Origin of the sequence: Melissospora conviva (assembly GCF_049523535.1) — a bacterium.
Lineage (GTDB): Bacteria > Actinomycetota > Actinomycetes > Mycobacteriales > Micromonosporaceae > Melissospora > Melissospora conviva.
Window position 1 is genome coordinate 871,338 of the sequence record NZ_JBLLDT010000001.1, and the last position, 23,805, is coordinate 895,142.

At 73.8% G+C, this 23,805-nt stretch carries 18 protein-coding genes; 10 read left to right on the plus strand and 8 right to left on the minus strand.

The genetic code is table 11. The features are described from left to right. Positions 1-14: 14 nt before the first annotated feature. Positions 15-458 (minus strand): HIT family protein, encoded by a 444-nt coding sequence (locus ACK8GG_RS04320; protein WP_440355584.1) that lies wholly within the window; start codon positions 456-458, stop codon positions 15-17. A 109-nt stretch (positions 459-567) separates the two neighbouring features. On the opposite strand from ACK8GG_RS04320, the gene ACK8GG_RS04325 reads away from it, so the two are divergent. From ACK8GG_RS04325 to ilvA, 3 genes are all read left to right on the plus strand, one after another. Then, positions 568-1,710 (plus strand): cystathionine gamma-synthase, encoded by a 1,143-nt coding sequence (locus tag ACK8GG_RS04325; RefSeq protein WP_440354002.1) that lies wholly within the window; start codon positions 568-570, stop codon positions 1,708-1,710. 14 nt (positions 1,711-1,724) lie between these two features. Then, positions 1,725-3,134, plus strand: a complete 1,410-nt coding sequence (locus tag ACK8GG_RS04330) for an amidase (protein ID WP_440355683.1) — start codon at positions 1,725-1,727, stop codon at positions 3,132-3,134. A gap of 174 nt (positions 3,135-3,308) precedes the next feature. After that, positions 3,309-4,529 (plus strand): threonine ammonia-lyase, encoded by a 1,221-nt coding sequence (ilvA, locus tag ACK8GG_RS04335; protein WP_440354001.1) that lies wholly within the window; start codon positions 3,309-3,311, stop codon positions 4,527-4,529. 31 nt (positions 4,530-4,560) lie between these two features. Here the strand turns inward: ilvA and greA are convergent, their stop codons facing one another. Then, positions 4,561-5,055, minus strand: coding sequence for a transcription elongation factor GreA (greA, locus tag ACK8GG_RS04340; RefSeq protein WP_440348116.1), 495 nt, complete (start codon positions 5,053-5,055; stop codon positions 4,561-4,563). A gap of 83 nt (positions 5,056-5,138) precedes the next feature. Then, positions 5,139-5,567 (minus strand): DUF4307 domain-containing protein, encoded by a 429-nt coding sequence (locus tag ACK8GG_RS04345; protein WP_440348115.1) that lies wholly within the window; start codon positions 5,565-5,567, stop codon positions 5,139-5,141. A 205-nt stretch (positions 5,568-5,772) separates the two neighbouring features. Here ACK8GG_RS04345 and mca point away from each other — a divergent pair, with 205 nt between their 5' ends. The 4 genes from mca to ACK8GG_RS04365 all read left to right on the plus strand — a co-directional run bounded on the left by mca (position 5,773) and on the right by ACK8GG_RS04365 (position 11,895). Next, entirely contained in the window at positions 5,773-6,633 is an 861-nt protein-coding gene (mca, locus tag ACK8GG_RS04350; protein WP_440349186.1) for a mycothiol conjugate amidase Mca, read from the plus strand. A gap of 52 nt (positions 6,634-6,685) precedes the next feature. After that, complete coding sequence (locus tag ACK8GG_RS04355) at positions 6,686-6,955, plus strand: hypothetical protein (protein WP_440348114.1); 270 nt, start codon at positions 6,686-6,688, stop codon at positions 6,953-6,955. A 241-nt stretch (positions 6,956-7,196) separates the two neighbouring features. After that, positions 7,197-9,845, plus strand: a complete 2,649-nt coding sequence (locus ACK8GG_RS04360) for a putative bifunctional diguanylate cyclase/phosphodiesterase (RefSeq protein WP_440355585.1) — start codon at positions 7,197-7,199, stop codon at positions 9,843-9,845. Between the two features lie 61 nt (positions 9,846-9,906). Continuing rightward, positions 9,907-11,895: a thioredoxin domain-containing protein gene (locus tag ACK8GG_RS04365; protein WP_440355586.1), complete on the plus strand. Its 1,989-nt coding sequence runs from the start codon at positions 9,907-9,909 to the stop codon at positions 11,893-11,895. A 4-nt stretch (positions 11,896-11,899) separates the two neighbouring features. Here ACK8GG_RS04365 and ACK8GG_RS04370 read toward each other — a convergent pair whose 3' ends face one another. Beyond that, positions 11,900-12,544 carry a pyridoxine/pyridoxamine 5'-phosphate oxidase gene (locus tag ACK8GG_RS04370; protein WP_440348111.1) on the minus strand — a complete coding sequence of 215 codons (645 nt, stop codon included), beginning with the start codon at positions 12,542-12,544 and terminating at the stop codon, positions 11,900-11,902. Positions 12,545-12,684: 140 nt separating this feature from the next. Between ACK8GG_RS04370 and ACK8GG_RS04375 the strand changes: the two genes are divergently transcribed. Then, a complete protein-coding gene (locus ACK8GG_RS04375) occupies positions 12,685-13,842 on the plus strand; it encodes a 5-(carboxyamino)imidazole ribonucleotide synthase (RefSeq protein WP_440355587.1) in 1,158 nt (385 codons plus the stop codon). Then, on the plus strand, positions 13,839-14,330 hold the full coding sequence (gene purE, locus ACK8GG_RS04380) for a 5-(carboxyamino)imidazole ribonucleotide mutase (RefSeq protein WP_440348109.1): 492 nt from the start codon (positions 13,839-13,841) through the stop codon (positions 14,328-14,330). Before ACK8GG_RS04375 ends, purE begins: the two co-directional genes overlap by 4 nt. A 100-nt stretch (positions 14,331-14,430) precedes the next feature. Here purE and ACK8GG_RS04385 read toward each other — a convergent pair whose 3' ends face one another. Both ACK8GG_RS04385 and ACK8GG_RS04390 read right to left on the minus strand, forming a co-directional pair. After that, complete coding sequence (locus ACK8GG_RS04385; RefSeq protein WP_440355588.1) at positions 14,431-19,377, minus strand: SCO7613 C-terminal domain-containing membrane protein; 4,947 nt, start codon at positions 19,375-19,377, stop codon at positions 14,431-14,433. A 166-nt stretch (positions 19,378-19,543) separates the two neighbouring features. Beyond that, the gene (locus tag ACK8GG_RS04390; RefSeq protein WP_440348107.1) at positions 19,544-20,971 is read right to left on the minus strand and encodes a UDP-glucose dehydrogenase family protein; all 1,428 of its coding nucleotides are present in this window, start codon (positions 20,969-20,971) and stop codon (positions 19,544-19,546) included. 240 nt (positions 20,972-21,211) lie between these two features. On the opposite strand from ACK8GG_RS04390, the gene ACK8GG_RS04395 reads away from it, so the two are divergent. Continuing rightward, positions 21,212-22,375, plus strand: coding sequence for an acyl-CoA dehydrogenase family protein (locus ACK8GG_RS04395; protein WP_440348106.1), 1,164 nt, complete (start codon positions 21,212-21,214; stop codon positions 22,373-22,375). A 103-nt stretch (positions 22,376-22,478) separates the two neighbouring features. On the opposite strand, the gene ACK8GG_RS04400 is transcribed toward ACK8GG_RS04395, so the two are convergent. Together ACK8GG_RS04400 and ACK8GG_RS04405 are read right to left on the minus strand one after the other, a co-directional pair. After that, the gene (locus tag ACK8GG_RS04400; protein WP_440355589.1) at positions 22,479-23,012 is read right to left on the minus strand and encodes an RNA 2'-phosphotransferase; all 534 of its coding nucleotides are present in this window, start codon (positions 23,010-23,012) and stop codon (positions 22,479-22,481) included. Between the two features lie 112 nt (positions 23,013-23,124). Further along, positions 23,125-23,793 carry a hypothetical protein gene (locus ACK8GG_RS04405; RefSeq protein ID WP_440353995.1) on the minus strand — a complete coding sequence of 223 codons (669 nt, stop codon included), beginning with the start codon at positions 23,791-23,793 and terminating at the stop codon, positions 23,125-23,127. Positions 23,794-23,805: the final 12 nt, after the last annotated feature.

The window sequence follows — 23,805 nt, forward strand, 5'->3', positions numbered from 1 at the left end:
GCCAGGTGGCCGGTTCAGGGGGATGGGGGGTGCGGGAACGGGGTGTCCCGCAGGGCCGTGGCGATCCGGTCGGCGTAATCGTGGGCCTCGGTGTCGGAGGCGTACCGGTGCCGGGGCCAGAAGAAACCGCGCAGGCCGTCGCCCTTGGTGCGGGGCACGACGTGGGTGTGCAGGTGCGGCACCGACTGGGAGACCCGGTTGTTGATCGCCACGAAACTCCCGCCGGCCCCGAGCCCCTGCACCACGGCGAGGGAGAGGCGCTGCACCAGCGCGAAATAGGGGGCCAGGTCGTCCTGCGGGAGTTCGCCGAGCGTCACGACGTGCCGCCGGGGCAGGACGAGCACATGCCCCTTGAAGACCGGGCGGGTGTCCAGGAACGCCACCGCCTCCGGGGTGTCGGCGACCCGGAAGGCGGGCACCGTCTCCGCCACGATTCCGCAGAAAACACAGTCGGCCACCCGTCGAGGCTATGGCCCCGCGCCCCGCAGAGCCATGCGCCCACGCCCGGTGGCGACAGGCCGACGGGGTGTGCCGGGTCGTCGGGTGATGCGGGCTAGCCTCAGCAGCATGAGTTACGGCTTCGAGACGCTCGCCATCCACGCCGGGCAGGACCCCGACCCGCGTACCGGCGCGGTGATCCCCCCGATCTTCCAGACCAGCACGTACGCCCAGGACGCCGTCGGCTCGCCCCGGCTCGGTTACGAGTACAGCCGCTCCGGCAACCCCACCCGCGACGCCCTTCAGGAGTGCCTGGCGGCGCTGGAGGGGGGCACGGTGGGGCTCGCCTTCGCCAGCGGCCTCGCCGCCGAGGACACGCTGCTGCGTACGGTCTGCGCCCCGGGCGACCACGTGGTGATCCCCGACGACGCGTACGGCGGCACCTACCGGCTCTTCGCCCGGGTCGCCCAGCGCTGGGGTGTGGACTGGACCGCCGCGAAGGTCTCCGACCCCGACGCCGTGCGGGCCGCGATCCAGCCCGGCCGTACGAAGATCGTCTGGGCGGAGACGCCGACGAACCCGCTGCTCGGCATCGCCGACATCGCCGCGCTCGCCGGCATCGCCCACGAGGCGTCGGCGCTGCTGGTGGTCGACAACACCTTCGCCTCGCCGTACCTGCAGCAGCCGCTCGGCCTCGGCGCCGACGTGGTTGTGCACTCCACCACCAAGTACGTCGGCGGGCACTCCGATGTGGTCGGCGGCGCGCTGATCACCGCCGACACCGCGCTCGGCGACGAGCTGCGCTACCACCAGAACGCGATGGGCGCCATCAACGGCCCCTTCGACGCCTGGCTCACCCTGCGCGGCATCAAGACCCTCGGCGTACGGATGGACCGGCACTGCGACAACGCCGAGCGGATCGCGGCGTTCCTGCAGGGGCACCCGGCGGTGTCGCAGGTGCTCTACCCGGGGCTGCCCGAGCACCCCGGCCACGAGGTGGCGGCCAAGCAGATGCGCCGCTTCGGCGGCATGATCTCCTTCCGCGCGGCCGGTGGTGAGGAGGCGGCGGTGAAGATCTGCAACAGCACCGAACTCTTCGTGCTGGCCGAGTCCCTGGGCGGCGTGGAATCCCTGATCGAGCACCCCGGTCAGATGACACACGCCAGCGCCGCGGGCTCGCCGCTTGAAGTTCCCGCCGATCTCGTGCGACTGTCTGTCGGCATTGAGACCGCCGACGACCTGCTGGCCGATCTGGAGCGGGCGCTCGGCTGAGGCGTGGCAGGAGGCTGGGCGTGCAGGACATGATGCCGACCTGGGTGGGCGCGACGGCGAAGCAGATCGCGCGGGCGGTGCGGCGCGGTGACGCCTCCGCCACCCAGGTGGTCGCCGATCACCTCGACCACATCGACCGGACGGACCCGACCATCGGTGCGTTCCGGGCGTTGCGCGGTGGCGAGGCCATCACCGAGGCGGAGAAGGTCGACGAGCAGGAGGACCTGGGGAACCTCCCGCTGGCCGGCGTGCCGGTCGCGGTGAAGGAGAACACCCCGGTGGCCGGCCTGCCCACCTGGAACGGCTCGGCGGCGGCGCGCAGCGTCGTGGCGGAGGACGACCACGAGGTCGTCCGCCGCCTCCGCGGCGCCGGGGCGGTCATCGTCGGCGTCACCCGGATGCCCGAGCTGGGGCTCTGGGCGGTCACCGACGACGAGACCGCCGTCACCCGCAACCCGTGGCACAGCGACCACACCCCCGGCGGCTCCTCCGGTGGGGCCGCCGCCGCGGTCGCCGCCGGGCTGGTGCCGCTCGCGCACGGCAACGACGGCCTCGGCTCGATCCGGATCCCGGCCGCCTGCTGCGGCCTGGTCGGGCTCAAGCCGGGCCGGGGCGTGGTGCCCGGCGGGCTCGGCGTGGACGACTGGTTCGGCCTCGCCGAGCAGGGGATGCTCGCCACCACCGTCGCCGACGCCGCCCTCGGGTTCGCCGTGCTCGCCGGCCGCCGGCCGGAGGCGCTGGTCCAGCCGTCCCCGCTGCGGGTCGGCGTCTCGCTCCGCACACCCGTACCCGGGGTCCTGCCCGACCGGCCCAACCGCTCCGCCGTCACCGAGGCCGCCCGGCTGCTGATCGCCGCCGGGCACGACACGGTGACCGCCGACCCGGCGTACCCGCTGCTGCTCGGACCGCAGACGCTCGCCACCTGGTTCGCCGCCGCCGCCCGCGACGTCGACGACGCCGGTCTGGACGAGACCGCCCTGCAGCCGCGCAACCGCCGGCACATCGCCTTCGGTCGCTGGGCCCAGCGCAAGGGGTACGTGCGCGCCGCCGACCGCGACGGTTGGCGGGAACGCGCCGTCGGCTACTTCGCCGACCGCAACGTGGACCTGCTGCTCACCCCGGCGCTCGCCGCCCGGCCACCGGCCGCCGCCGGCTGGGGTGGCCGCTCCTGGCAGGCGAACATGGTCGCCAGCGTCCGGTACGCGCCGTACACCTCGCCCTGGAACGTCGCCGGACTGCCAGCGCTGGTCGTGCCGATCGGGCAGCGCCCGGACGGGCTGCCGGTCGCGGTGCAGCTCGTCGGGCCGCCCGGGTCGGAGCTGCTGCTGCTCGCCGTCGCCGGGCAGATCGAGATGGCCGCGCCCTGGTCCCGGCACGCCCCCGGCTACCCCCGGGTGGCGAGCCGGTCGGCCGCCGGCTCCTGACCTGCCGCCGGTCTCCCGGCGAGGCCGCCACGACGTGATCCGGCGCGACGGCGGCCCGGCCGGGGCCGTTCTCCGATCCTGACCGGGCCGTCGTCCCGGCGCGGCGGCGACCTGGCCGGGCCGCTCGCCGATCCTGGACGGGCCGTTGTCCGCCGGCAGTGGCACGATCGGGGTATGACGGAACTGGTCGGCCTGGCCGATGTGCGGGCGGCGCGGGAACTGCTCACCGGCGTCGTCCGGACCACCCCGCTGGAGCCCTCGCGCCCGCTGAGCGCGGCGCTCGGCGGGCCGGTCCTGCTCAAGTGCGAGAACTTCCAACGCGCCGGCTCCTACAAGGTGCGCGGGGCGTACACCCGGATCGCCGGGCTCACCGCCGAGGAGCGCGCCGGCGGGGTCGTCGCGGCCAGCGCCGGCAACCACGCCCAGGGGGTGGCGCTCGCCGCGGGCCTGCTCGGCGCCGCCGCCACCGTCTTCATGCCGGTCAACGCGCCGCTGCCCAAGGTGGCGGCCACCAAGGCGTACGGGGCCCGGATCGAACTTGTCGGCAACACCGTCGACGAGTCCCTCGTCGCGGCGCACGACTACGCCGAGCGGCACGGCGCGACCCTGATCCACCCATTCGACCACCCGGACGTGATCGCCGGTCAGGGGACGGTGGCGCTGGAGATCCTCGAACAGTGCCCCGAGGTCAAGACCATCATCACCGGCGTCGGTGGGGGCGGGCTGATCTCCGGCATCGCCGTGGTCGTGAAGGAGCTGCGCCCGGACGTACGCGTCGTCGGGGTGCAGGCCTCGGGGGCGGCGGCCTACCCGGCCTCGCTCGCGGCCGGTGAGCCGGTACGGCTGACCTCGCTCAGCACGATCGCCGACGGCATCGCGGTCGGCTGCCCCGGTGACGTGACCTTCGCGCATGTCAGCAAGCTCGTCGACGAGGTGGTGACCGTCACCGAGGAGGAGATCTCGCGGGCGCTGCTGATGCTGCTGGAGCGCAGCAAGCAGGTCGTCGAGCCGGCCGGTGCGGTCGGGGTCGCCGCCCTGCTCGCCGGCGCGATGCGGGTCGAGGCGCCGGCCGTGGTGGTGCTCTCCGGCGGCAACATCGACCCGCTGCTGCTGTTGCGGGTGATCGAGCACGGACTCTCGGCGGCAGGGCGGTACCTGCGGTTCACCGTCCGCTGCCCGGACCGGCCGGGACAGCTGGCGTCGCTGCTCGCCCAGATCGCCGAACTGCGCGGCAATGTCGTGGACGTGGAGCATCTGCGGGGCAACCCGCATCTGCGTCTCGGCGAGGTGGAGGTGGCGCTCTCGGTGGAGACCCGCGGCGCCGAGCACTCCGACAAGCTGATCGGCACGCTGCGCGCCAGCGGCTACGAGGTGCTCTTCGCCGCCGGGGGATAGGACCCCCGGCGGCGTCGGACGCAGCGGCGGCTCAGCCGGCGAACGGCTCGAAGCTGACGACGGTGACCTTGATGTCCGCGCCGCTGGGCGCGGTGTAGGTGACGGTCTGGCCGGGACGGCTGCCGAGGATCGCCTTGCCCAGCGCCGACTCGGGGCTGTAGACGGTCAGTTCGGTGGTGGCCGAGATTTCCCGCGAGCCGAGCAGGAAGGTCTCGGTGTCGTCGGCGTCGTCGTCGAAGTAGATCGTCACGACCATGCCGGGGGCGACCGCGTCGGAGTCGGGGGCGTCGCCGACCTTGGCGGTGCGCAGCAGCTCCTGCAGGTAGCGGATCCGCCCCTCCTGCTTGCCCTGCTCCTCGCGGGCGGCGTGGTAGCCGCCGTTCTCCCGCAGGTCGCCCTCCTCGCGACGGGCGTTGATCTCCGCAGCGATGGCCGGCCGAGCCGCGATCAATTCGTCGAGCTCGGCCTGGAGGCGGTCGTGCGCGTCCTGGGAAAGCCAGGTGGCCTGGTTGTCAGTGCTGGACACTGGCGATCTCCTCGGGTCTTACCGGCCGACAGGTGAACCTCACACCTTACCAGCGCGGGGGAAGACCGGGCCCGGGCGGAAAGTCACTCCACCGGGCGGCAGCCGAGCACCTCGGCCATGAACGGCTTCGCGGTGGTGGCCAGCAGATGCTCCTGCGTCATCTGCCGTGCGCCGCCCGGATTGTCGACCAGGACGTCGGCGTACCCGACCTGGGCGCCGTCGTAGGAGCGGGCGCGCAGCGTGCAGCGGGCCGGTTCGCCCTCGGGGACTGTCACCTGGAAGGTGATCCGGATCTGGCTGTCGGTGATGTCGGTGTAGCTGACGACCTCGCCGCTGTAGTCCGGGCCGTACTGCTGGTAGAGCTTCACCGAGATCAGACCGGTGACGACGAGCAGCACGGCGACCAGCGCGGCGAAGAGCACCGGGCGGCGGCGCTGCGGCGCGCGCCGGCGGCCGTAGCGACCGGGCGGGAAGACGGGCGTGACGGCTTCTGTGGCATGCGTCTCGGTCACCGCCTGGTATCTCCTACCGTCGTTGTCGGGGCCATCGGCAACAATGGCAGGGTTCATTCTCGCACCTGCCGCTGTCGAGGCCGTGGCAGGTGCCGGTCACCGGTCACCTCCAGGTGCCCGGTACGGGCAGGTCAGGCCCGCCGGCCGACCGGCCGTACGGCAGCGCAGACGAGGAGTACCGGCGTTGGCAGAGCAACTGCGACTCATGGCGGTTCACGCCCACCCCGACGACGAGTCGAGCAAGGGCGCCGCCACCATGGCCAAGTACGTCGCCGAGGGCGTGGACGTACTGGTGGTCACCTGCACCGGCGGTGAGGCGGGCTCGGTGCTCAACCCCAAGCTGGACCGCCCCGAGGTCTGGGCCGACATCGCCAACATCCGCCGTGCGGAGATGGACGCCGCCCGGGCGATCCTCGGCGTGGAGCAGGCATGGCTCGGTTTCGTCGACTCCGGGCTGCCCGAGGGCGACCCGCTGCCGCCGCTGCCCGAGGGCTGTTTCGCGCTCCAGGAACTCGACGCGGCGGCGGGCCCGCTGGTCCGGCTGATGCGCGAGTTCCGGCCGCACGTTGTCACCACCTATGACGAGCAGGGCGGCTACCCCCACCCGGACCACATCATGTGCCACCAGGTGAGCGTCGCCGCGTTCGAGGCGGCGGGCGACCCGCAGCGCTACCCGGAACTGGGTGAGCCGTGGCAGCCGCTGAAGCTCTACTACGACGTCGGCTTCTCCCGGGCCAAGATCAAGGCGCTGCACGAGTGGACCCTTGCGGCCGGGCTGGTCTCGCCGTACGAGGGATGGATGGACCGGTGGCAGCACCGCGAGGACCGGGGCTCGCAGATCACCACCCGGGTGCACTGCGCCGAGTACTTCCCGGTCCGTGACGACGCGCTGCGCGCGCACGCCACCCAGATCGACCCGGACGGCTTCTGGTTCCAGGTGCCGATGGAGATCCAGCAGAACGCCTGGCCGACCGAGGATTTCCAGCTGGCGCGTACGCACATCGACGCTCCACTGCCGGAATCGGACCTTTTCGCCGGGATTCGCGGCACCGACCACGCCCGATGACCTGCCCAGCAGGTACCGTCAACGGCAGACCGCACCCCGGAGGAAACCTGTCATGCTGACCGCCGCGCAGATTCTCGCGCAGAACAACTTCGGCGACACCCGCACCGGTGGGCTCGCCGGACCGATGGGGCTGTTCCTCCTGCTCGCGCTGGGCACGGCCACCGTCCTGCTCATCCGCAACATGAACAAGCGGCTCAAGCGACTGCCCGCCGAGTTCCCCGCCCCCGAGGGCCCCGGTGCTCTCCAGGCCGCCTCGGTGGCGCAGCCCCCGGCCCCCGCCGCCGGTCCGGACGCCGCACCCGACGGCGGCGCGCGCGGCTGATTCCGCTTCCGGCAGCACCCGCGGTTGGTCCCGGGCCCGATGGCGGCGCGCTCAGCCGCCGCGGCGTCCAGGTCCGGACAGAACCCCTGTTGCGTGCGCCCGGATTGGCTTAGCCTTCCGCCCGGGGGCATCGACGTCCCCACCGGCGCGGAAGGGGGGCGGCGATGACGGCGACAGACCTGCGGCGGTCGACACCCCGCCACCCGCCACGTGCCGAGGTGGTCCGGGCCGGGACGCGCCGATGACGGGGGCCGGGGGCGGTGAAGTCGCCGGGCGACGGCATGGCACCACCCCCGGACACGCGTCACGTTTCACCGCGCTGCTGCTCACCGCCGCCGTCGCGGCGGTCGTGACCGGCCTGCTCCTGCCGCCGGTCCACCCGCCCGAGATCCACTGGGACCCCCGCCTGCGGTTCGCCGTCGCCGCGGCCGTCTTCGGGCTTGCCCAGCTCGCCCGGCTGCGGTTCCGCACCGCCACCGGGATGGTCACGGTCACCTGGGGCGAGGCCGCTCTCATCTTCGGGCTCTTCCTGGTGCCCACCGGGTGGCTGCCCGCCGCCGTCTTCCTCGGCGCCGGATTCGGCTGGCTGATCATCTCGCTGCGCGTCGACCGCCGCCCGGTCACCGAGCTCGCGCACATCGCCGCCTCGATGACGCTGGCGGTCGCCGCGGCGGTGCTCGTCTTCCAGTTGATCGCCGCGCCCGCCGCCGGTCTCACCCCGGCGGTGCTCGTCTTCCAGTTGATCGCCGCGCCCGCCGCCGGTCTCACCCCGGCGGTCGCCGTCGCCGCCGTCGCCGCGGCCGCGACCTACGTACTGGTCAACGCCGTCATCGGCACCGCCACGCTGGCCCTGCGCCGCGGCGGCCCGGTCGGTGGCCCGCTGCTGCTGGCGCTCCGCGGCAAGCTGCTGATGTTCATCGGCAACGTCGTGGTCGGCCTGAGCCTGGCCGCGCTGCTCGATCACTATCCGCTCGGGCTGATCCTGGCGCCGCCGCTGCTCTGGCTGCTGCAGCAGGCGTACCGGCATCGGCTGGGGGTGGCCGAGGAGCGGCGTACCTGGCGGGTGCTGGCCGAGACGACCGGCGGCCTCAACCGGCTCGACGAGCGCGGCGTCGCCACCGCGGGGGTACGCGGCGCGGCCGACCTCTTCGGCGCCGAACAGGTCGACGTGGAGGTGATCCGCGGTGACGGCGCACGACACCGCTACCGAGGTGACCGCTACGGCGGCCTGACCGACCAGGAGATGCCCGCGACCGACGCCGCGGCCCTGGCTGGCACCGAGACGCCGCGCGATCCCGCGACGCCGGCCGATCCCGTGGCGCTGACCGACTCCGAGACGCCTGCCGGGTGCGTCGCGCTGACCCACCCACTCGTGGTCGGTGCCACCACCATCGGCCGGCTGCGGGTCTGCTTCCCGACCTCGGCGCGCCCCCGCGCCCGGGACCGGGACGTGCTCGGTGCCTACGGCGACGCCCTGGCGGCGGCGCTGCACGACGCGGCGACCCACGGGGAGTTGCGGCAGTTGGCGGCCCGCGCCTCGTACGAGGCGGTGCACGACCCGCTGACCGGCCTGATCAACCGCGCCACCCTGCTCGACCGGGGCGACCAGACGCTGCGCGGACTGGAACGCAGCCGGCCGGTGGCCCTGCTCCTGCTCGACCTCGACCACTTCAAAGAGGTCAACAACACCCTCGGACACTCCGCCGGGGACGAGCTGCTGCAGCGCGCCGCCGGACGGCTGCGTGACCTCACCGGCAACGGCGGGCTGCTCGGACGGCTCGGCGGGGACGAGTTCGCGCTGCTGTTGACCGCCGTGCCGGTCGCCGAGGAGGCCGCGGTGCGGGCGTACGCGCTGCGGCAGGCCCGGGAGATCGTCGCGCGGCTGGCCGTACCCGCGGAGGTGGCCGGGATCAGGATCTCGGTGGAGGCCTCCGTCGGCGTGGTGGTGGCAGCCGCGGGCGGCGCCGACATGACGGAGCTGCTGCGCCGCGCCGACATCGCGATGTACCAGGCCAAGGCGGGCGAGGGGAGCGTCGCCTTCTACGACGGCAGCCGGGACGCCGCCAGCACCGACCGGCTCGCCCTGCTGGCCGAGCTGCGGGAGGCGCTGCGCAGCGACGACCAGCTGGTGCTGGAGCTGCAGCCGGCGGTCGACCTGGACAGCGGCGCGCCGACCGGGGTGGAGGCCCTGATCCGCTGGCGGCACCCGCGGCGCGGACTGCTCAAACCGGCGGAGTTCATCCGCCCGGTCGAGGCGAGCGAACAGCTCGGCGCCTTCACCCGCTACGTCGTGGACAAGGCACTCACGGTGGCGGCCCAGTGGCCCGGCCGCGGACTCGACCTGCCGATCTCGATCAACCTCTCGGCGCGCAGCCTGCTCGACCCGCGACTGCCCGCCGAGATCGCCGAATCGCTGCGCCGGCACCGCATCCCCGCCCGCCGGCTGGTCCTGGAGATCACCGAGACGGTGGTGATCAGCGAACTGGCGGTGATCGACGAGGTGCTCGCCACGCTGCGCGCCATGGGCGTGCAGATCGCCGTCGACGACTTCGGCACCGGCTTCTCGACCCTGACCTTCCTGACCCGCGTCCCGGTCGACGAACTCAAGGTCGACCGCAGTTTCGTGCTCCGCATGCAGGACTCACCCGAGGCCGCCGCGATCGTGCGGACCACCGTGGGCCTCGCCCGCGAGCTGGGCTTACGGGTGGTAGCCGAGGGGGTGGAGACGGCCGAGCAGCGGGCGGCGCTGGTGGCGATCGGCTGCACCGCCGCCCAGGGCTACCACTTCCACCGGCCGATGCCCGCCGACCAGATCACCGCCGTGCTGGAGACGATGATGCGTACGGCCGGGGCACGCGTACCCGGAGCGCGGACCGAAGGCGCCTCCTGAACATCGGGCCGTGCGGGCCGCAGATCCGGCGAGCGTCGCCGCCAGTGGTTATGGTCGTCGGGTGAACCGACTCGCCGATGCCACCAGCCCGTACCTGCACCAGCACGCCGACAACCCGGTCGACTGGTGGCCCTGGTGCGAGGAGGCGTTCGCCGAGGCGCGCCGCCGGGACGTACCGGTGATCATCTCGGTGGGGTACGCGGCCTGCCACTGGTGTCACGTGATGGCCCACGAGTCGTTCGAGAACGAGGCCGTGGCCGAGGTGATGAACGCCGGTTTCGTCTCGGTCAAAGTGGACCGTGAGGAACGCCCCGACGTGGACGCGGTCTACATGACCGCCACGCAGGCGATGACCGGGCAGGGCGGCTGGCCGATGACAGTCTTCGCCACGCCCGACGGCACCCCGTTCTTCTGCGGCACCTACTTCCCCCGGGAGAACTTCCTGCGGCTGCTCGAATCGGTGACCAAGGCCTGGCAGGAGCAGCGCGAAGCCGTGCTCCAGCAGGGCGCCGCGGTGGTCGAGGCGATCGGCGGGGCGCAGGCCGTCGGCGCGGCGGGCAGCCCGCTCACCGCCGAGCTGCTCGATTCCGCCGCCGCGCAACTGCGCCGTGAGTACGACTCCGGCAACGGAGGATTCGGTGGCGCGCCGAAGTTCCCGCCGCACATGAACCTGCTCTTCCAGCTGCGCCACCACCAGCGCACCGGCGCGGCGCAGGACCTGGAGATCGTCCGCCACACCTGCGAGGCGATGGCCCGCGGCGGCATCTACGACCAGCTCGCCGGCGGCTTCGCCCGCTACTCGGTCGACGCGCACTGGACCGTGCCGCACTTCGAGAAGATGCTCTACGACAACGCGCTGCTGCTGCGGGTCTACACCCAGCTCTGGCGACGTACCGCCGATCCGCTGGCCGCCCGGGTCGCCGCCGAGACCGCCGCCTTCATCATCGACGACCTCGGCACCCCGGAAGGGGGCTTCGCCTCCGCGCTCGACGCCGACACCGAAGGCGTCGAAGGACTGACGTACGCCTGGACCCCGGCGCAGCTGATCGAGGCGCTCGGCGAGTCCGACGGGACTTACGCCGCCGACCTCTTCGGTGTCACGCAGGCCGGCACCTTCGAACACGGCACCAGCGTGCTGCGGCTGGCCCGCGACGTCGACGACGCCGACGAAGAAGTCACCGCCCGCTGGGCGCGGGTGCGGGCCCGGCTGCGCGAGGTACGCGACACCCGGCCCCAGCCGGCCCGCGACGACAAGGTCGTGGCCGCCTGGAACGGGCTGGCGATCACCGCCCTGGTCGAGCAGAGCCGCCTCACCGGCGACCCGGTCACCGCCGCGGCGGCCACCCGGGCCGGCGAACTGCTCGCCGGGCTGCACCTGGTCGACGGTCGGCTGCGCCGGGTCTCCCGCGACGGCGTGGCCGGGGCACCCGCCGGCGTCCTGGAGGACTACGGCTGCGTCGCCGAGGCGTTCTGCGCCCTGCACCAGCTCACCGGGGAGGGACGCTGGCTGGAGCTGGCCGGCGGCCTGCTCGACACCGCGCTGGAGCACTTCGCCGCCGAGGGGGGCGGCTTCTACGACACCGCCGACGACGCCGAGCGGCTCGTCACCCGCCCGGCCGACCCGACCGACAACGCCACCCCGTCGGGTCTCTCCGCGGTCGTCACGGCCCTGGTGACGTACTCGGCCCTGACCGCTCAGCCGCGCTACCGGGAGGCTGCCGAGCGGGCACTCGCCACCATCGCCCCGATCCTGGGCCGGCACGCCCGCTTCAGCGGCTGGTCCGCCGCCGCCGGTGAGGCGCTGCTCTCCGGCCCGTACGAGATCGCGGTTGTCACCGAGGAGCCGGCCGCGGACCCGCTGCTGCTGGCGGCGTACAAGGCCGCCCCGCCCGGTGCGGTGATCGTGGCGGGCGCCCCGGACCGGCCCGGGGTGCCGCTGCTGGCGGACCGGACCATGATCGACGGCGCGTCGACGGCGTACGTCTGCCGTGGTTTCGTCTGCGACCGCCCCGTGACGACGGTGGAGGAGCTGGTCGCGCAGCTGAGCTGAGCGCTCAGGGCCAGAGCAGCTCGCGCGTCCAGCCTTCGCCGGTGCGGCGGTAGCGCAGGCGGGTGTGCCGGCGCTCCGGGTCGCCCTGCCAGAACTCCACCGACTCGGGCACCACCGTGTAGCGCACGTGGTCCGGGTTGGTCAGCTCCGGGTCGGCGGCCACCCGCTCCCGCTGGTGGGCGAACTCCCGGTCCAGCTCGGCCCGGTCGGTCAGCACGTCGCTCTGGCGGCCCGCCAGGCCCGCGATCCGCGAACCGGGGGAGCGGGAAAGGAAATCCTCGCGGTTGGTGGCGGCGTCGGCCGGCTCGGCGACGCCCCGGACGCGTACCTGCCGCGCCTGTTCGCGCCAGTGGAAGTTCAGCGCGGCGTACGGGTCGCCGGCGAGCTGCCGCCCCTTGGCGCTGCGGGCGCTGGTGGCGACCTGCCAGCCGGTGGCGTCGACGTCGCGCAGGATCACCACCCGCAGGTCGGGCCGGCCGTCCGCGTCGACGGTGGCGAGGTGGACCGCGTGCGGTTCGACCGCTCCCGCGTCGATCGCCGCGGTCAGCCACTGCCGGAACAGCGCGAAGGGATCGCCGGGCACGTCCTGCGGATCGAAGTCCGGCAACTGCTGGGCGAAGACGGGCAGGTCCCGTAGAAGATCACGCATGCGCCGACTCTGCCACGCGACGCCGCCCGCCCGCGGCCCCTGCCCGCCGTCCTCGGGAGCCGGTCCTCGCGCGGCGCGGGCTGCCGGGATGAGACGCGGTTGTCCGGGGGCGGCGCTGCGCCGATAGGCTGGCGCGCGCTATGGATTCGCGTACCGGACTTCCCGTTGTCGGCATGGTGGGCGGTGGCCAGCTGGCCCGGATGACCCACCAGGCCGCGATCGCCCTCGGCCAGTCGCTGCGGGTGCTGGCCCAGACCCCGGTCGACGGCGCCGCGCTCGTCGCCGCCGACGTGCGGTACGGCGAGCACACCGACCTCGACGCGCTGCGCGCCTTCGCCGAGGGCTGCGACGTGGTCACCTTCGACCACGAACACGTCCCGCAGGAACACATCCGCACCCTGGCCGCCGAGGGCGTGACCCTGCACCCGCCGGCGGACGCGCTGCGCTACGCCCAGGACAAGCGGCTGATGCGCGAACGCCTCACCGAACTCGGCGCGCCGGTGCCCCGCTGGGCGCCGGTCGAGAGCGCCGGCGACCTGGCCGTCTTCGGCGCCGAGATCGGCTGGCCGGTGGTGCTCAAGGCAGCCCGCGGCGGCTACGACGGGCGTGGCGTCTGGATCGTCGACGCCGAAGCGGCCGGGCCGCTCGCCAAGGAGCTGCTCGCCGCCGGCACCCCGCTGATCGTCGAGGAGAAGGTGGCGCTGCGCCGCGAGCTGGCGGTGCAGGTGGCGCGTTCGCCGTTCGGGCAGGTCGCCGCGTACCCGGTGGTGGAGACGGTGCAGCGCGACGGGATCTGCGTCGAGGTGCTCGCCCCCGCGCCGGACCTGAACGCCGACCTGGCCGTCGCCGCCCAGCAGCTCGCCATCGACCTGGCCACCTCACTCGGGGTGGTCGGCCTGCTCGCGGTGGAACTCTTCGAGACCGCCGACGGGCTGGTCGTCAACGAGCTGGCGATGCGCCCGCACAACTCCGGGCACTGGACCATCGAGGGGGCCCGCACCTCGCAGTTCGAGCAGCACCTGCGGGCGGTGCTGGACTATCCGATGGGGGACACCTCGCTCACCGCCCCGGTGGTGGTGATGGCGAACGTCCTCGGTGGCCCCGAGGGCGGCATCTCCATCGACGAGCGGCTGCACCACCTCTTCGCCGCCGAACCCGGCGCCAAGGTGCACCTCTACGGCAAGCAGGTCCGGCCGGGCCGCAAGATCGGGCACGTCACGGTGCTCGGTGACGACCTTGACGACGTACGGGCCCGGGCTGCGCGCGCCGCCCGCTGGCTCCAGGAGGGGCAGGCATGACGACCGTCGGCATCATCATGGGCAGCGACTCGGACTGGCCGACCATGCGGGCCGCCGCGGAGGCGCTCGACGAGTTCGGTGTCGCGTACGAGGTCTCGGTCGTCTCGGCGCACCGCACCGTCGACAAGATGATTTCGTACGGCCGGGAAGCCGCCGGCCGCGGCCTGAAGGTGATCATCGCGGGGGCGGGGGGTGCGGCGCACCTGCCCGGCATGGTCGCCTCGCTGACGCCGCTGCCGGTGATCGGCGTGCCGGTGCCGCTCAAGCACCTCGACGGCATTGACTCGCTCCTCTCCATCGTGCAGATGCCCGCCGGCGTGCCCGTCGCCACCGTCTCCATCGGCAACGCCCGCAACGCCGGCCTGCTGGCGGTGCGGATCCTCGGCGTCGCCGACGAGGCGCTGCGGGAGCGGATGACGCAGTTCCAGGCCTCGCTCGAGGCGATGGTGGAGCAGAAGGACGCCGCCCTGCGCGCCTCCCTGGCCTGACCGCCGCCCTGGCCTGGCCTGACCGCCGCCCGGCCGCGCCCGGCCCGCCGCACCCTCATCGCCCGCCGCGCCCGGCCCGCCGCACTGATCCGGCGCGGGCTCAGCGCATGCCGCGCAGGGTGGCCTGGAGCCGCTCCTGCGTCTGGCGGCGGCGCTCGTTGTTGGCGCCGAGCACGATCAGCACGATCCCGACCGGGATCAGCACCAGCCACGGTCCGAACGAGAAGAGCGCGTGCAGCGCGGTCAGCGCGGTGACCACCGCACCGACCACGAAGGGCGCCTGGTGCCGCCGGTACGCGCCGAAGATCAGCGTCGCCACCGCGCCGAGCAGCAGCAGCACCTGCCGCATCGGATGCGAGGGCGTGGCGACCACCAGCACCAGCGTCGGCAGGAAAGCCGCGATCAGCGCCGGGCCGTACGCGGTCCAGCTGTTCAGCTCGGCGCGCTGACGCCCCTCCAGCAGCCCGGCGACCAGCGCCAGCAGGGCGAACGGCAGCGTGTACGCCTCCGGCAGCGCCACGTCGGCGATGCGCATCAGCAGCCACCAGGCGCTGATCTCGCAGGCGACAACCGCCCAGAACAGGATCCGCCGTTCCCGGGCCTGCCGGCCGGGGCGGGTCGCGGCGATCCCGAGCACCGCGCCCAGGGCGGCCAGCAGCGCCGCCACGTGCCGGGAGGAGTCGTACGCCAGCGCCAGCGCCATCAGCGCCGAGGCGTACCCGCACCACTCGACGACTGACGCCTCGATCCGGTAGCCCTCGCGACGTAGCCGGGGCAGCCGGGCGGCGAGCACCAGCAGCACCGCGCCGATGGCGAGTACCCCGAAGGCCGAGGTGCGCGGGGCGACGCCGGCGACCAGCCCGGCGGTCAGCACGAAGAGCTGCGCCATGATCGAGCCGAAGAGCCAGCCGGCGATCCGGTCCCGGGCGGAGACACCGAAGAGCGCCGCTACCGCGCCGACGCCGACCGCCGCGCCGAGGGTGAACAGCGTCAGGTCGCGGGTGGCGAGGCTGCCCGCCAGTCCGGCCCCGCCGGCGGCCATGCCGATGGCGAAGACGAGGACGCGGGCCAGGCGTACCGGTCGGGCTCGTTCGGCGCCGGCCGGCGGCGGGGTCAGCGCCAGCCCCAGCAACAGGACCGTGAAGACCGTCAGCGCGGCCAGGGTGCTCAGCGGCCAGCCCCGGCCGAGCGCGATCGGCGTGATCAGCAGGGTCACCGCGACGCCGGGCAGCACCACCGGTACGGCCCGGCTGCGTCGTCCACCGCTGAAGCCGACCGCCGCCAGCGCCCCCGAGAGGGTGAGCAGCAGCGCGGCGAGGACGTGGGTGGCGCCGCTGGCGGTCGGATCGGGGTGACGCAGCTCGGCCGGCGCCCCCTCCCAGACCGAGGTCAGCAACTGGTACGGCTGCACCAGGGCCGTCAGGAGCGCGGGAGCCAGCGAGGCCACGGCGAGCGCGGCGGGCAGCAGGGTGGCGCCGAGGGCACCCACCTCCGGGCTCACCGTCCACAGGTGTGGCTGTGCCGGGTCCGCGGCCCAGCGGGCCGAGCCGGGGAACGTCCAGCGGCGGACCACCGGCACGCCGGTCGCGGCAGGGGGAGCGGTGGCACCGCGGACGAGTTCGGCGAGGACGGCCAGCAGCACCGCCGCCGCGGCGTAGACCCCGGCGTTCAGGTCGGCGGCGATGGCGATGAGGGCGACAGCGGTGGCGCCGCCGGCGATGCCGATCGTGGCGTACGGCAGGAACTGCGGGGTGCGCCGGCGCCCGGCGGCGACCACGGCGAGGGCGAGGCTGGAGGCGGCGAGCGCACCGGTGAGCAGCACCGGTGCGGGATGGCCCAGCTCCGCGGCGGCCGAGGCGACCAGTCCGGGGGCGGCGAGCAGGGCACCGACGGTGGCGGCGCCGCCGATCAGCGCCAGGTGCGGCGGCAGGCCCTCCGCGGCCAGGTTCGGGGTCAGGCGCGCGCCGGCGGACCGGCTGAGGTTCGCCACGAGCAGACCGGTCAGCAGCACCAGAGCGAGCGCGAGCGCCGTGGACCAGGCCCGGGGCAGCCCGGTGCCGACGGCGTGCAGGGCCACCAGGGCGGCCACCAGCGTGCGGGAGAGCGCGGCCCGGGGGTCGGCGGCGAGGACCGCGGCGATTCCGTAGCCGGCGGCGACCGCGGTGCCGACCAGGACCGGCGCCGGCCACGGCAGTCCGAAGGCGACCGGCGCGGAGATGGTGGCGAGCACCGCCAGCACCGCGGAGACGTCGTAGCGCCAGGGGCGCGGGAGCAGGATCGCGGTGGCGGCGGCGAGCAGGGCCAGGGCGACCGGCGACTGCCAGTCGACGTGTGCGGCGCCGGCCGGCCAGCGGCTCAGGTCACCCGCCCAGATTGGTCCAGGAACGGCGAGCACACCGAGCCCACCGACGAGGGCCTGCCAGCCGGCGAGCGCGGCGATGACGGCGCCGCTGACGGTGACGCCGAGGATCGGGCCGCGCCGCCAGTCCTCGGGCATCGCGCGGGCCGCGACCGCCACCAGCAGGATCAGCCCGGCGGTCACCGCGAACTGGCCCGAGGGGGTCAGGACGGTGCTGATTCGGGCGAGGGTGCCGATCAGGGCGACCGTCGCCGCTGCGGCGGCGAAGTCCGCCCCGTCGAGCACCTGGTCGATACGGCGGTTGCGGTCTATCCACGGCGCGGCGAGGACCAGCAGTGCCGCGGCGAGCAGCAGCGCGCCGACCCAGATGTCGGGCGTGCTCGCCTGCGGCGCGGTGAAGGCGGCGCCGGCGACGACGACGGTGCCGAGACCGGTGCCGATGCTCAGTGGCGTGCTGATGCGCCGCTGCGCGACCTGGACGACGGCGGCGTGGCAGAGGGTGGCGCAGGCGGCGAGGAAACCGGCGCAGAGCACCGCCACCGTCGCGTCCGCCCGGCTCTGCTCGGCGGCGGTCATCGCGGTGGTGGCCGCGGCCACGGCACCCGGCAGGGCGAAAGCGGCGCCACCGGCGGCCCAGCCGGCCAGGACGTCCGCCGGGGTGCTGGAGATCCGCAGCCGCGGCGTCATCCCGATGATCACACCGATGAGGACGTAGCTGAGCAGCACCACGGCGGTCAGCTCCGGCCGGACCAGGGCGGCGGCGGCGCCGAAGAGGCCGATGAACCCGGCGCCGACGGCGTGCACACGGGCGTCGTGGTCGGTGCGGGCGCGCAGTCCCGCCAGGCCGATGCCGATGGCGGCCAGCACCGGGGGCAGTGGCGCGGTCGACCAGCTCAGCCCCAGGGCGGCGGGCGCGCCGAGCGCGGTCAGCACCACGCCGGCCACGGCGAACTCCCGGCGTACCCGGGGCGGCAGGGAACCGACAGCGGTCAGGGTGAGCAGCAGCGCCGCCAGCGGCAGCTGCCAGGGGGCGGCGCCGACATCGGCGGCGAGCTGCGCCGGATAGCTCTCCAGGGCCGCATCCCAGGCCGGCAGCGCGGCCTCCACGGTGGCGGCGGCGGCGCGCAGCGAACGGCCGGCGACCTCGGCGCCGCAGACCGTGAGGGCGATGGTCAGACCCCACTGCGGACCGCGGCGGGCCGGCACCGGCACCGCGCGCACCGCGAGCCCGGCGCCGGCGATCACCAGGGCGGTCAGGACCAGCGCCCGGCCGGGCAGGGCGAGCGAGGCGACCCGGGCCAGCGCGCCGATCACCGCGAGGGTGAAGACCGCCGAGGCGACCTCGGGCAGCGGGCGACGGCGTTCGGTCAGGGCGCCGGCCAGTCCGAGCGCGGCGGCGAGCACGAGCACCGCGCCCGCCTGGGCGGCGGCGGGAACACTGCCGGCGCGCAGCAGCGCCGCCACCGCGAAGGCGAGCGCGCTCAGCACCGCCGCGCCGTGCAGCGCCCAGGTCAGCTCCGGCAGCCAGGGCACCGGCACGGCCGCCGGGGCGGCCCGGCGCGTCGGCGTACCGGCCAGATCCGCCTCGGCGGCCTCCGGGGTCGACTCGGGGCGCTCGGTGGCCCGCGCCTGCGGTTCGTGCACGGACGCGGTCGTGGCGACGTCGACGAGTTCGCCGGGGTCGGTCGCCGGGTCCGTGGCGGGCAGGGTGAGCCAGCCCGGCTGCCACCGGCGGGAACTCGCCAGCCGCGCCAGTGCCAGGTTGCCGGTGGCGACCAGGGTGAGCACCAGCGCCCAGCCGGCGACGTCGGTGACCTGCCCGTACGCCAGCAGCGGCAGCACCGGCTGCAGCGTGACCACAGCGGCGAAGCGGGGCACGCTCAGCCCGGTGAACCGTCCGTAGGCGAGCGCGACCGCGCCGACCACCAGGCAGGTCGTGGCGGCGAAGACCGTTCCGGCGGCGGCGGTGCCGCGGACCTGGTCGACAGTCCAGAGGGCGTACCCGTCGACCAGGGCGAGGATCAGGCCGACCGCCGCCACCGATTCGGCGGTGGAGGTGAGGCCGCGCGGGGCGATCAGCGGCGGGGCGAGGAGGGTGAGCGCGGTGGCGGTGATCAGGATCGCCACCCGGCCGAGGTCGTCCAGGGAGCTGATGGCCACCACGGCGAAGACCACGGCGGCGACCCCGAGCAGCAGCGCGCCGAGGGTGAGCAGGACGTTCTGCACCTCCCGGGAGGAGGTCTCCGTCGGGGCCGCCGCGCCGGGGGCCGTAGGGCCGGGCGCCGCCGGTCGTCGCGGCGGCCCCGGCGGCGGGCCGGGTGGGGTGGTGACGGTGGGGCTCTGCCGCGGCACCCGGGGTGGGGCGCCGGTCGCTGTCGCGGTCGGCCCCGGGGCTCCGGGGTGCTGCGGCCCCGGTCGTCCCGGCTTACGCCAGGGCCGGCCGCGCTGGCGGATCTTCTTGTCCCCGGCGTGGGCCAGCATGTTCCGCTTGAACAGAGCGGTCTGCAGATCGGCGGCGAGCTTCTGCTGCTCCCGCAGGATCTCGGCGTCGCGGGCCTTCATCTCGGCGATCGAGCGTTCGATGCGGGTCAGGTCCTCGGCCCACTGGGGCTGCTCGGACCCGCAGTTCGGGCAGGACGGTGCGGGCTGGATGGTCCGCCCGCAGGCGGCGCACTGATAGCTCTCCACCCGGTCCTCACTCCCTCCCGCGGCCGCCCTGCACTGTGGACGTCCACTGACGCAGCATGCCCAATCCGGGCGGGTGATCCATCCTCCCCCGCCGGTCCGGCGCAAAGAAAGGGGCCGATCACGCATCGCTGCGTGATCGGCCCCGAAGATCGGCCGGTGGTCGGGGTCAGGGGCGGCCCATGCCCCGGTACTCCCAGCCCGCCTGGACCCAGAGCGTCGAATCCAGGCAGTTGCGCCCGTCGACGACCCGGCGGCCGGCGACGACCCGGGCCAGCGCCTCGGGGTCGGCGTTGCGGAAGTCCGACCACTCGGTCAGCACGCAGACCAGGTCGGCGTCGCGGACCGCCTCGATCATGTCCGGGGAGTACGTCAGGTCGGGCTGCGCCCTGCGGGCGTTCTCCATGCCCTGCGGGTCGTAGACGCGTACGTCGGCGCCGGCCTTGGCCAGCTGCGCGGCGACCGCCAGCGACGGGGCGTCGCGTACGTCGTCGGAGTTGGGCTTGAACGTCGCGCCGAGCACGGCGATGCGGGTGCCGGAGAGGTCGGGGCCGGCCGGCCCGTACCGGCGGTCGAGCAGTTCGGCGGCGAGCTGGAGCACCCGGTTGCGCCGGCGCAGGTTGATCAGGTCGACCTCGTGCAGGAAGCGCAGCGCCTCACCGGCGCCGAGCTCCTGGGCGCGGGCCTGGAAGGCGCGGATGTCCTTGGGCAGGCAGCCGCCGCCGAAACCGACCCCGGCCTGCAGGAAGCGGTTGCCGATGCGCGGGTCGTAGCCGATGGCGCGGGCGAGCTGGGTGACATCGCCGCCGGAGGCCTCGCAGACCTCGGCCATCGCGTTGATGAAGGAGATCTTGGTGGCGAGGAAGGCGTTGGCGGCGACCTTGACCAGTTCGGCGGTGGCGAAGTCGGTGACCACCAACGGCACCTCGCGGTCCTCGGTCGCGGCGAGGTCGAAAACGCCCTTGTGGGCGGAGTAGAGCATGCTGTTGGCCCACTCGGACTTGACCCCGACGACGATCCGGTTGGGGCGCAGCACGTCCTCGACGGCGAAGCCCTCCTGGAGGAACTCCGGGCTGTAGGCGACCTCGACGCCGAGCTGCGAGTCGGCGTGCTTGTCGACCAGCTGCTCGATCCACTCGGCGGTGCCCACCGGGACGGTGGACTTGCCGACGATCAGCGCCCGGCGGTCGAGGTTCTGCGCCAGCCCGGTGACCGAGGCCTCCACGTAGCTGAGGTCGGCGCTCATGCCGTCGGCGCGCTGCGGGGTGCCCACGCAGATGAAGTGGACGTCGCCGAAGTGCGCGGTCTCGGCGATGTCGGTGCTGAACCGCAGCCGGCCGGCGGCGAGGTTGCGCCGGAGCAGCTCGTCGAGGCCGGGCTCGTGGAACGGGACCTCGCCCCCGGCCAGCTTGGCGATCTTCTCCGCGTCCACGTCGAAGCCGATCACCTCGTAGCCGAGTTCGGCGAAGCAGATCGCGTAGGTGGCGCCGAGGTAGCCGGTGCCGAGGAAGGTCAATCGCGGACGGGATGCGCCCGACGGCGGGACGACCGGTGTGATGGCCGGCATCGGTTGGCTGCTCGGGTACGGGATCGTCACGCCTGGTTCTCCGCTCGCGCTGGCGGCGCTGTACTCGCGTCGCTTCGGTGCGGCGCCGCGCCGGGGCACCGGAATAGGACATAGCTTCGTATTGAGTCCGCCGTGGTGCGCACACGGCGATAGTGCGCCAGCCTACGCCGCGGTAAGTATCGCCCGAAGCTAGGCCGGTATTCTCCAGTCTGCGCGTCGGCGGCGATCGACGCTACAGCGACGCGCGGAAACAGCCAAGGGGAGGCCAGCATGAGCGCAGGTGCGGATTTCGACGTCTACCGGTTGCCGGAGGAGCACGAGGCGATTCGCGAAGCGGTCCGGGAGATCTGTGACGCCCGGGTGGCCCCGCACGCGGCCGAGGCCGACGAGAACGCCGAGTTCCCGAAGGCGTCCTACGACGCGCTGCGCTCGTCCGACTTCCACGCCCCGCACATCCCCGCCGAGTACGGCGGCGCCGGCGCCGACGCCCTGGCCACCGCGATCGTGATCGAGGAGGTAGCCCGGGCCTGCGCCTCGTCGTCGCTGATCCCGGCCGTCAACAAGCTCGGCACCATGCCGCTGCTGCTGGCCGGCTCCGAGGAGCTCAAGCGCAAGTACCTGACCCCGGTCGCCGCCGGTGAGGCGATGTTCTCGTACTGCCTCTCCGAGCCGGAGGCCGGCAGCGACGCCGCCTCGATGACCACCAAGGCGGTCCGTGACGGGGATCACTGGGTGCTCAACGGCGTGAAGCGCTGGATCACCAACGCCGGCGTCTCGGAGTACTACACGGTCTTCGCGGTCACCGACCCGGCCGCCCGCTCCCGCGGCATCTCCGCCTTCGTGGTCGAGAAGTCCGACCCGGGTGTGAGCTTCGGCGCGCCGGAGAAGAAGCTGGGCATCAAGGGCTCGCCGACCCGCGAGGTCTACTTCGACAACGTACGCATCCCCGCCGACCGCATGATCGGCGCCGAGGGGACCGGCTTCGCCACCGCGATGAAGACCCTGGACCACACCCGGGTCACCATCGCCGCCCAGGCCATCGGCATCGCCCAGGGCGCGCTCGACTACGCCAAGGGCTACGTCAAGGAGCGCAAGCAGTTCGGCAAGCCGATCGCCGAGTTCCAGGGCCTGCAGTTCATGATCGCCGACATGGGCATGAAGCTCGAGGCGGCGCGGCAGCTGACCTACGCCGCCGCCGGCAAGTCCGAGCGTGGCGACGCCGACCTGACCTACTTCGGTGCGGCCGCCAAGTGCTTCGCCTCCGACGTGGCGATGGAGGTGACCACCGACGCGGTGCAGCTGCTCGGCGGTTACGGCTACACCCGCGACTACCCGGTCGAGCGGATGATGCGCGACGCCAAGATCACCCAGATCTACGAGGGCACCAACCAGGTGCAGCGCATCGTCATGGCCCGTCAGATCCTCAAGGGCTGAGCGTTCCGACTCCGGCGTGGCGCCGCAGGGGCTCCGGCCTCCGCCGCGCCACGCTGTCGTTTCCGGCCGGGCGGCCGGCCGGTCCTCCGGTGGGAGCGTTCACTCACTCGCCTCGGATCAGGAAGGCCGGCGGCACCGTGTCGGTGAGCCAGACGCCGTTGGCGCTGCGATGGAAGGTGTGCCCGGCGGCGTGCATCGCGACCGCGTCGACTTGGAGCACCACCGGCGTACCGTGCCGGGCGCCCACCCGGCGGGCGGTGTCGGCGTCGGCGCTGAGGTGCACATGGTGGCGGCACCCCTTGCGCAGGCCCTCATGGAAGATCGCGCCGAGGTGGCGGGTGGCGGTGCCGTGGTAGAGCACCTCCGGCGGCGTGACGGGCGGCAGCGCCAGATCGACCGGGACCGAGTGGCCCTGGTTGGCGCGGATGCGGTCGCCGTCGATGGTGAAGCGCTGCTTGTCGTTGGCGGCGACGATCCGGGCCAGCCGGTCGCGGCTGAGGTCGGTGCCGTGGGCGGCGAGGCCGGCGAGCAGGGCGTCGATGCCGATCCAGCCGTCGTCGCCGAGCGTCAGTCCGATGCTGTCGGGGCGGTGCCGCAGGACGTACGAGAGGCGTTTGCTGATTCTGGTGTCGTCCACGCCCGCCGACGATAGGGCCCGGGGGCACTCCTGCCCAGCCGTTTGAGCGGCGGCGGGAGGGCCCCGTCAGGGTTGTGGGGGCGGGCCGGTGGCCGGCCCACCCCCGGACGAATTACTTGGTCTTGCCGGCGTGCTCGGTCGACCGCGGCGGCGCCGACCACGGCGTCTCCCCGGTCGGGCCCGTCCAGGACGACTCGCCGGCCGCGCGCCGGGGCAGCGGGTCGGTCGGCGTCTGGTCGGGATAGCCGAGCGTCAGGTCGGCGGCCTGCTGATCGCCCTTGGCGTCGGCCGGCGGCCAGTCATTGAGGGACTGGGATTCCTCCTTGACGGTCGGGGTCGCGTCGGCCGCTGCCGGACGGGGCCAGCGGCGCCAGCGCTGCACGCTGAAGGTCGCCATCAGGAGCATGACGCCGATCAGCAGGAGGGTGCCGTTCTCCAGGGGCAGCAGCAGCGGCAACGGGTCGCCGAGCACCTGCCAGTCGTCGGGCACCCGGTCGCGTACCTGGAACGGCGCGAGCGCCATCGTGACGTACGCGCCGGTCAGCAGTGCGCCGGCGGTGAGCGGACCGAGCGGTGAGACGCGCAGCGTGCCGACCAGCCCGAGCAGGATGGCGGCGACGCCGAGGTAGACGGCCGGCTCGATCAGGTTCGCGCTGTTGTACGCCCCGACCTCGACCCACCGTTCGACGGTGCGCGCCGATCCGTCCTGACCCACAGTGACCAGCACCCACGTGACGGGCGCCACCACCAAGCCTGCGAGGAAGCTCCACAGATGTCGCATCCGGGCACCGTA

What these genes read in the sequence shown, in the direction of transcription:
- ACK8GG_RS04325 (WP_440354002.1), top strand. Translation starts at nt 568, where the DNA reads ATGAGTTACGGCTTCGAGACGCTCGCCATCCACGCCGGGCAGGACCCC.
- ilvA (WP_440354001.1), top strand. Translation starts at nt 3,309, where the DNA reads ATGACGGAACTGGTCGGCCTGGCCGATGTGCGGGCGGCGCGGGAACTG.
- mca (WP_440349186.1), top strand. Translation starts at nt 5,773, where the DNA reads ATGGCGGTTCACGCCCACCCCGACGACGAGTCGAGCAAGGGCGCCGCC.
- ACK8GG_RS04355 (WP_440348114.1), top strand. Translation starts at nt 6,686, where the DNA reads ATGCTGACCGCCGCGCAGATTCTCGCGCAGAACAACTTCGGCGACACC.
- ACK8GG_RS04360 (WP_440355585.1), top strand. Translation starts at nt 7,197, where the DNA reads ATGACGGGGGCCGGGGGCGGTGAAGTCGCCGGGCGACGGCATGGCACC.
- ACK8GG_RS04370 (WP_440348111.1), bottom strand. Translation starts at nt 12,544, where the DNA reads ATGCGTGATCTTCTACGGGACCTGCCCGTCTTCGCCCAGCAGTTGCCG.
- ACK8GG_RS04375 (WP_440355587.1), top strand. Translation starts at nt 12,685, where the DNA reads ATGGATTCGCGTACCGGACTTCCCGTTGTCGGCATGGTGGGCGGTGGC.
- purE (WP_440348109.1), top strand. Translation starts at nt 13,839, where the DNA reads ATGACGACCGTCGGCATCATCATGGGCAGCGACTCGGACTGGCCGACC.
- ACK8GG_RS04395 (WP_440348106.1), top strand. Translation starts at nt 21,212, where the DNA reads ATGAGCGCAGGTGCGGATTTCGACGTCTACCGGTTGCCGGAGGAGCAC.
- ACK8GG_RS04405 (WP_440353995.1), bottom strand. Translation starts at nt 23,793, where the DNA reads ATGCGACATCTGTGGAGCTTCCTCGCAGGCTTGGTGGTGGCGCCCGTC.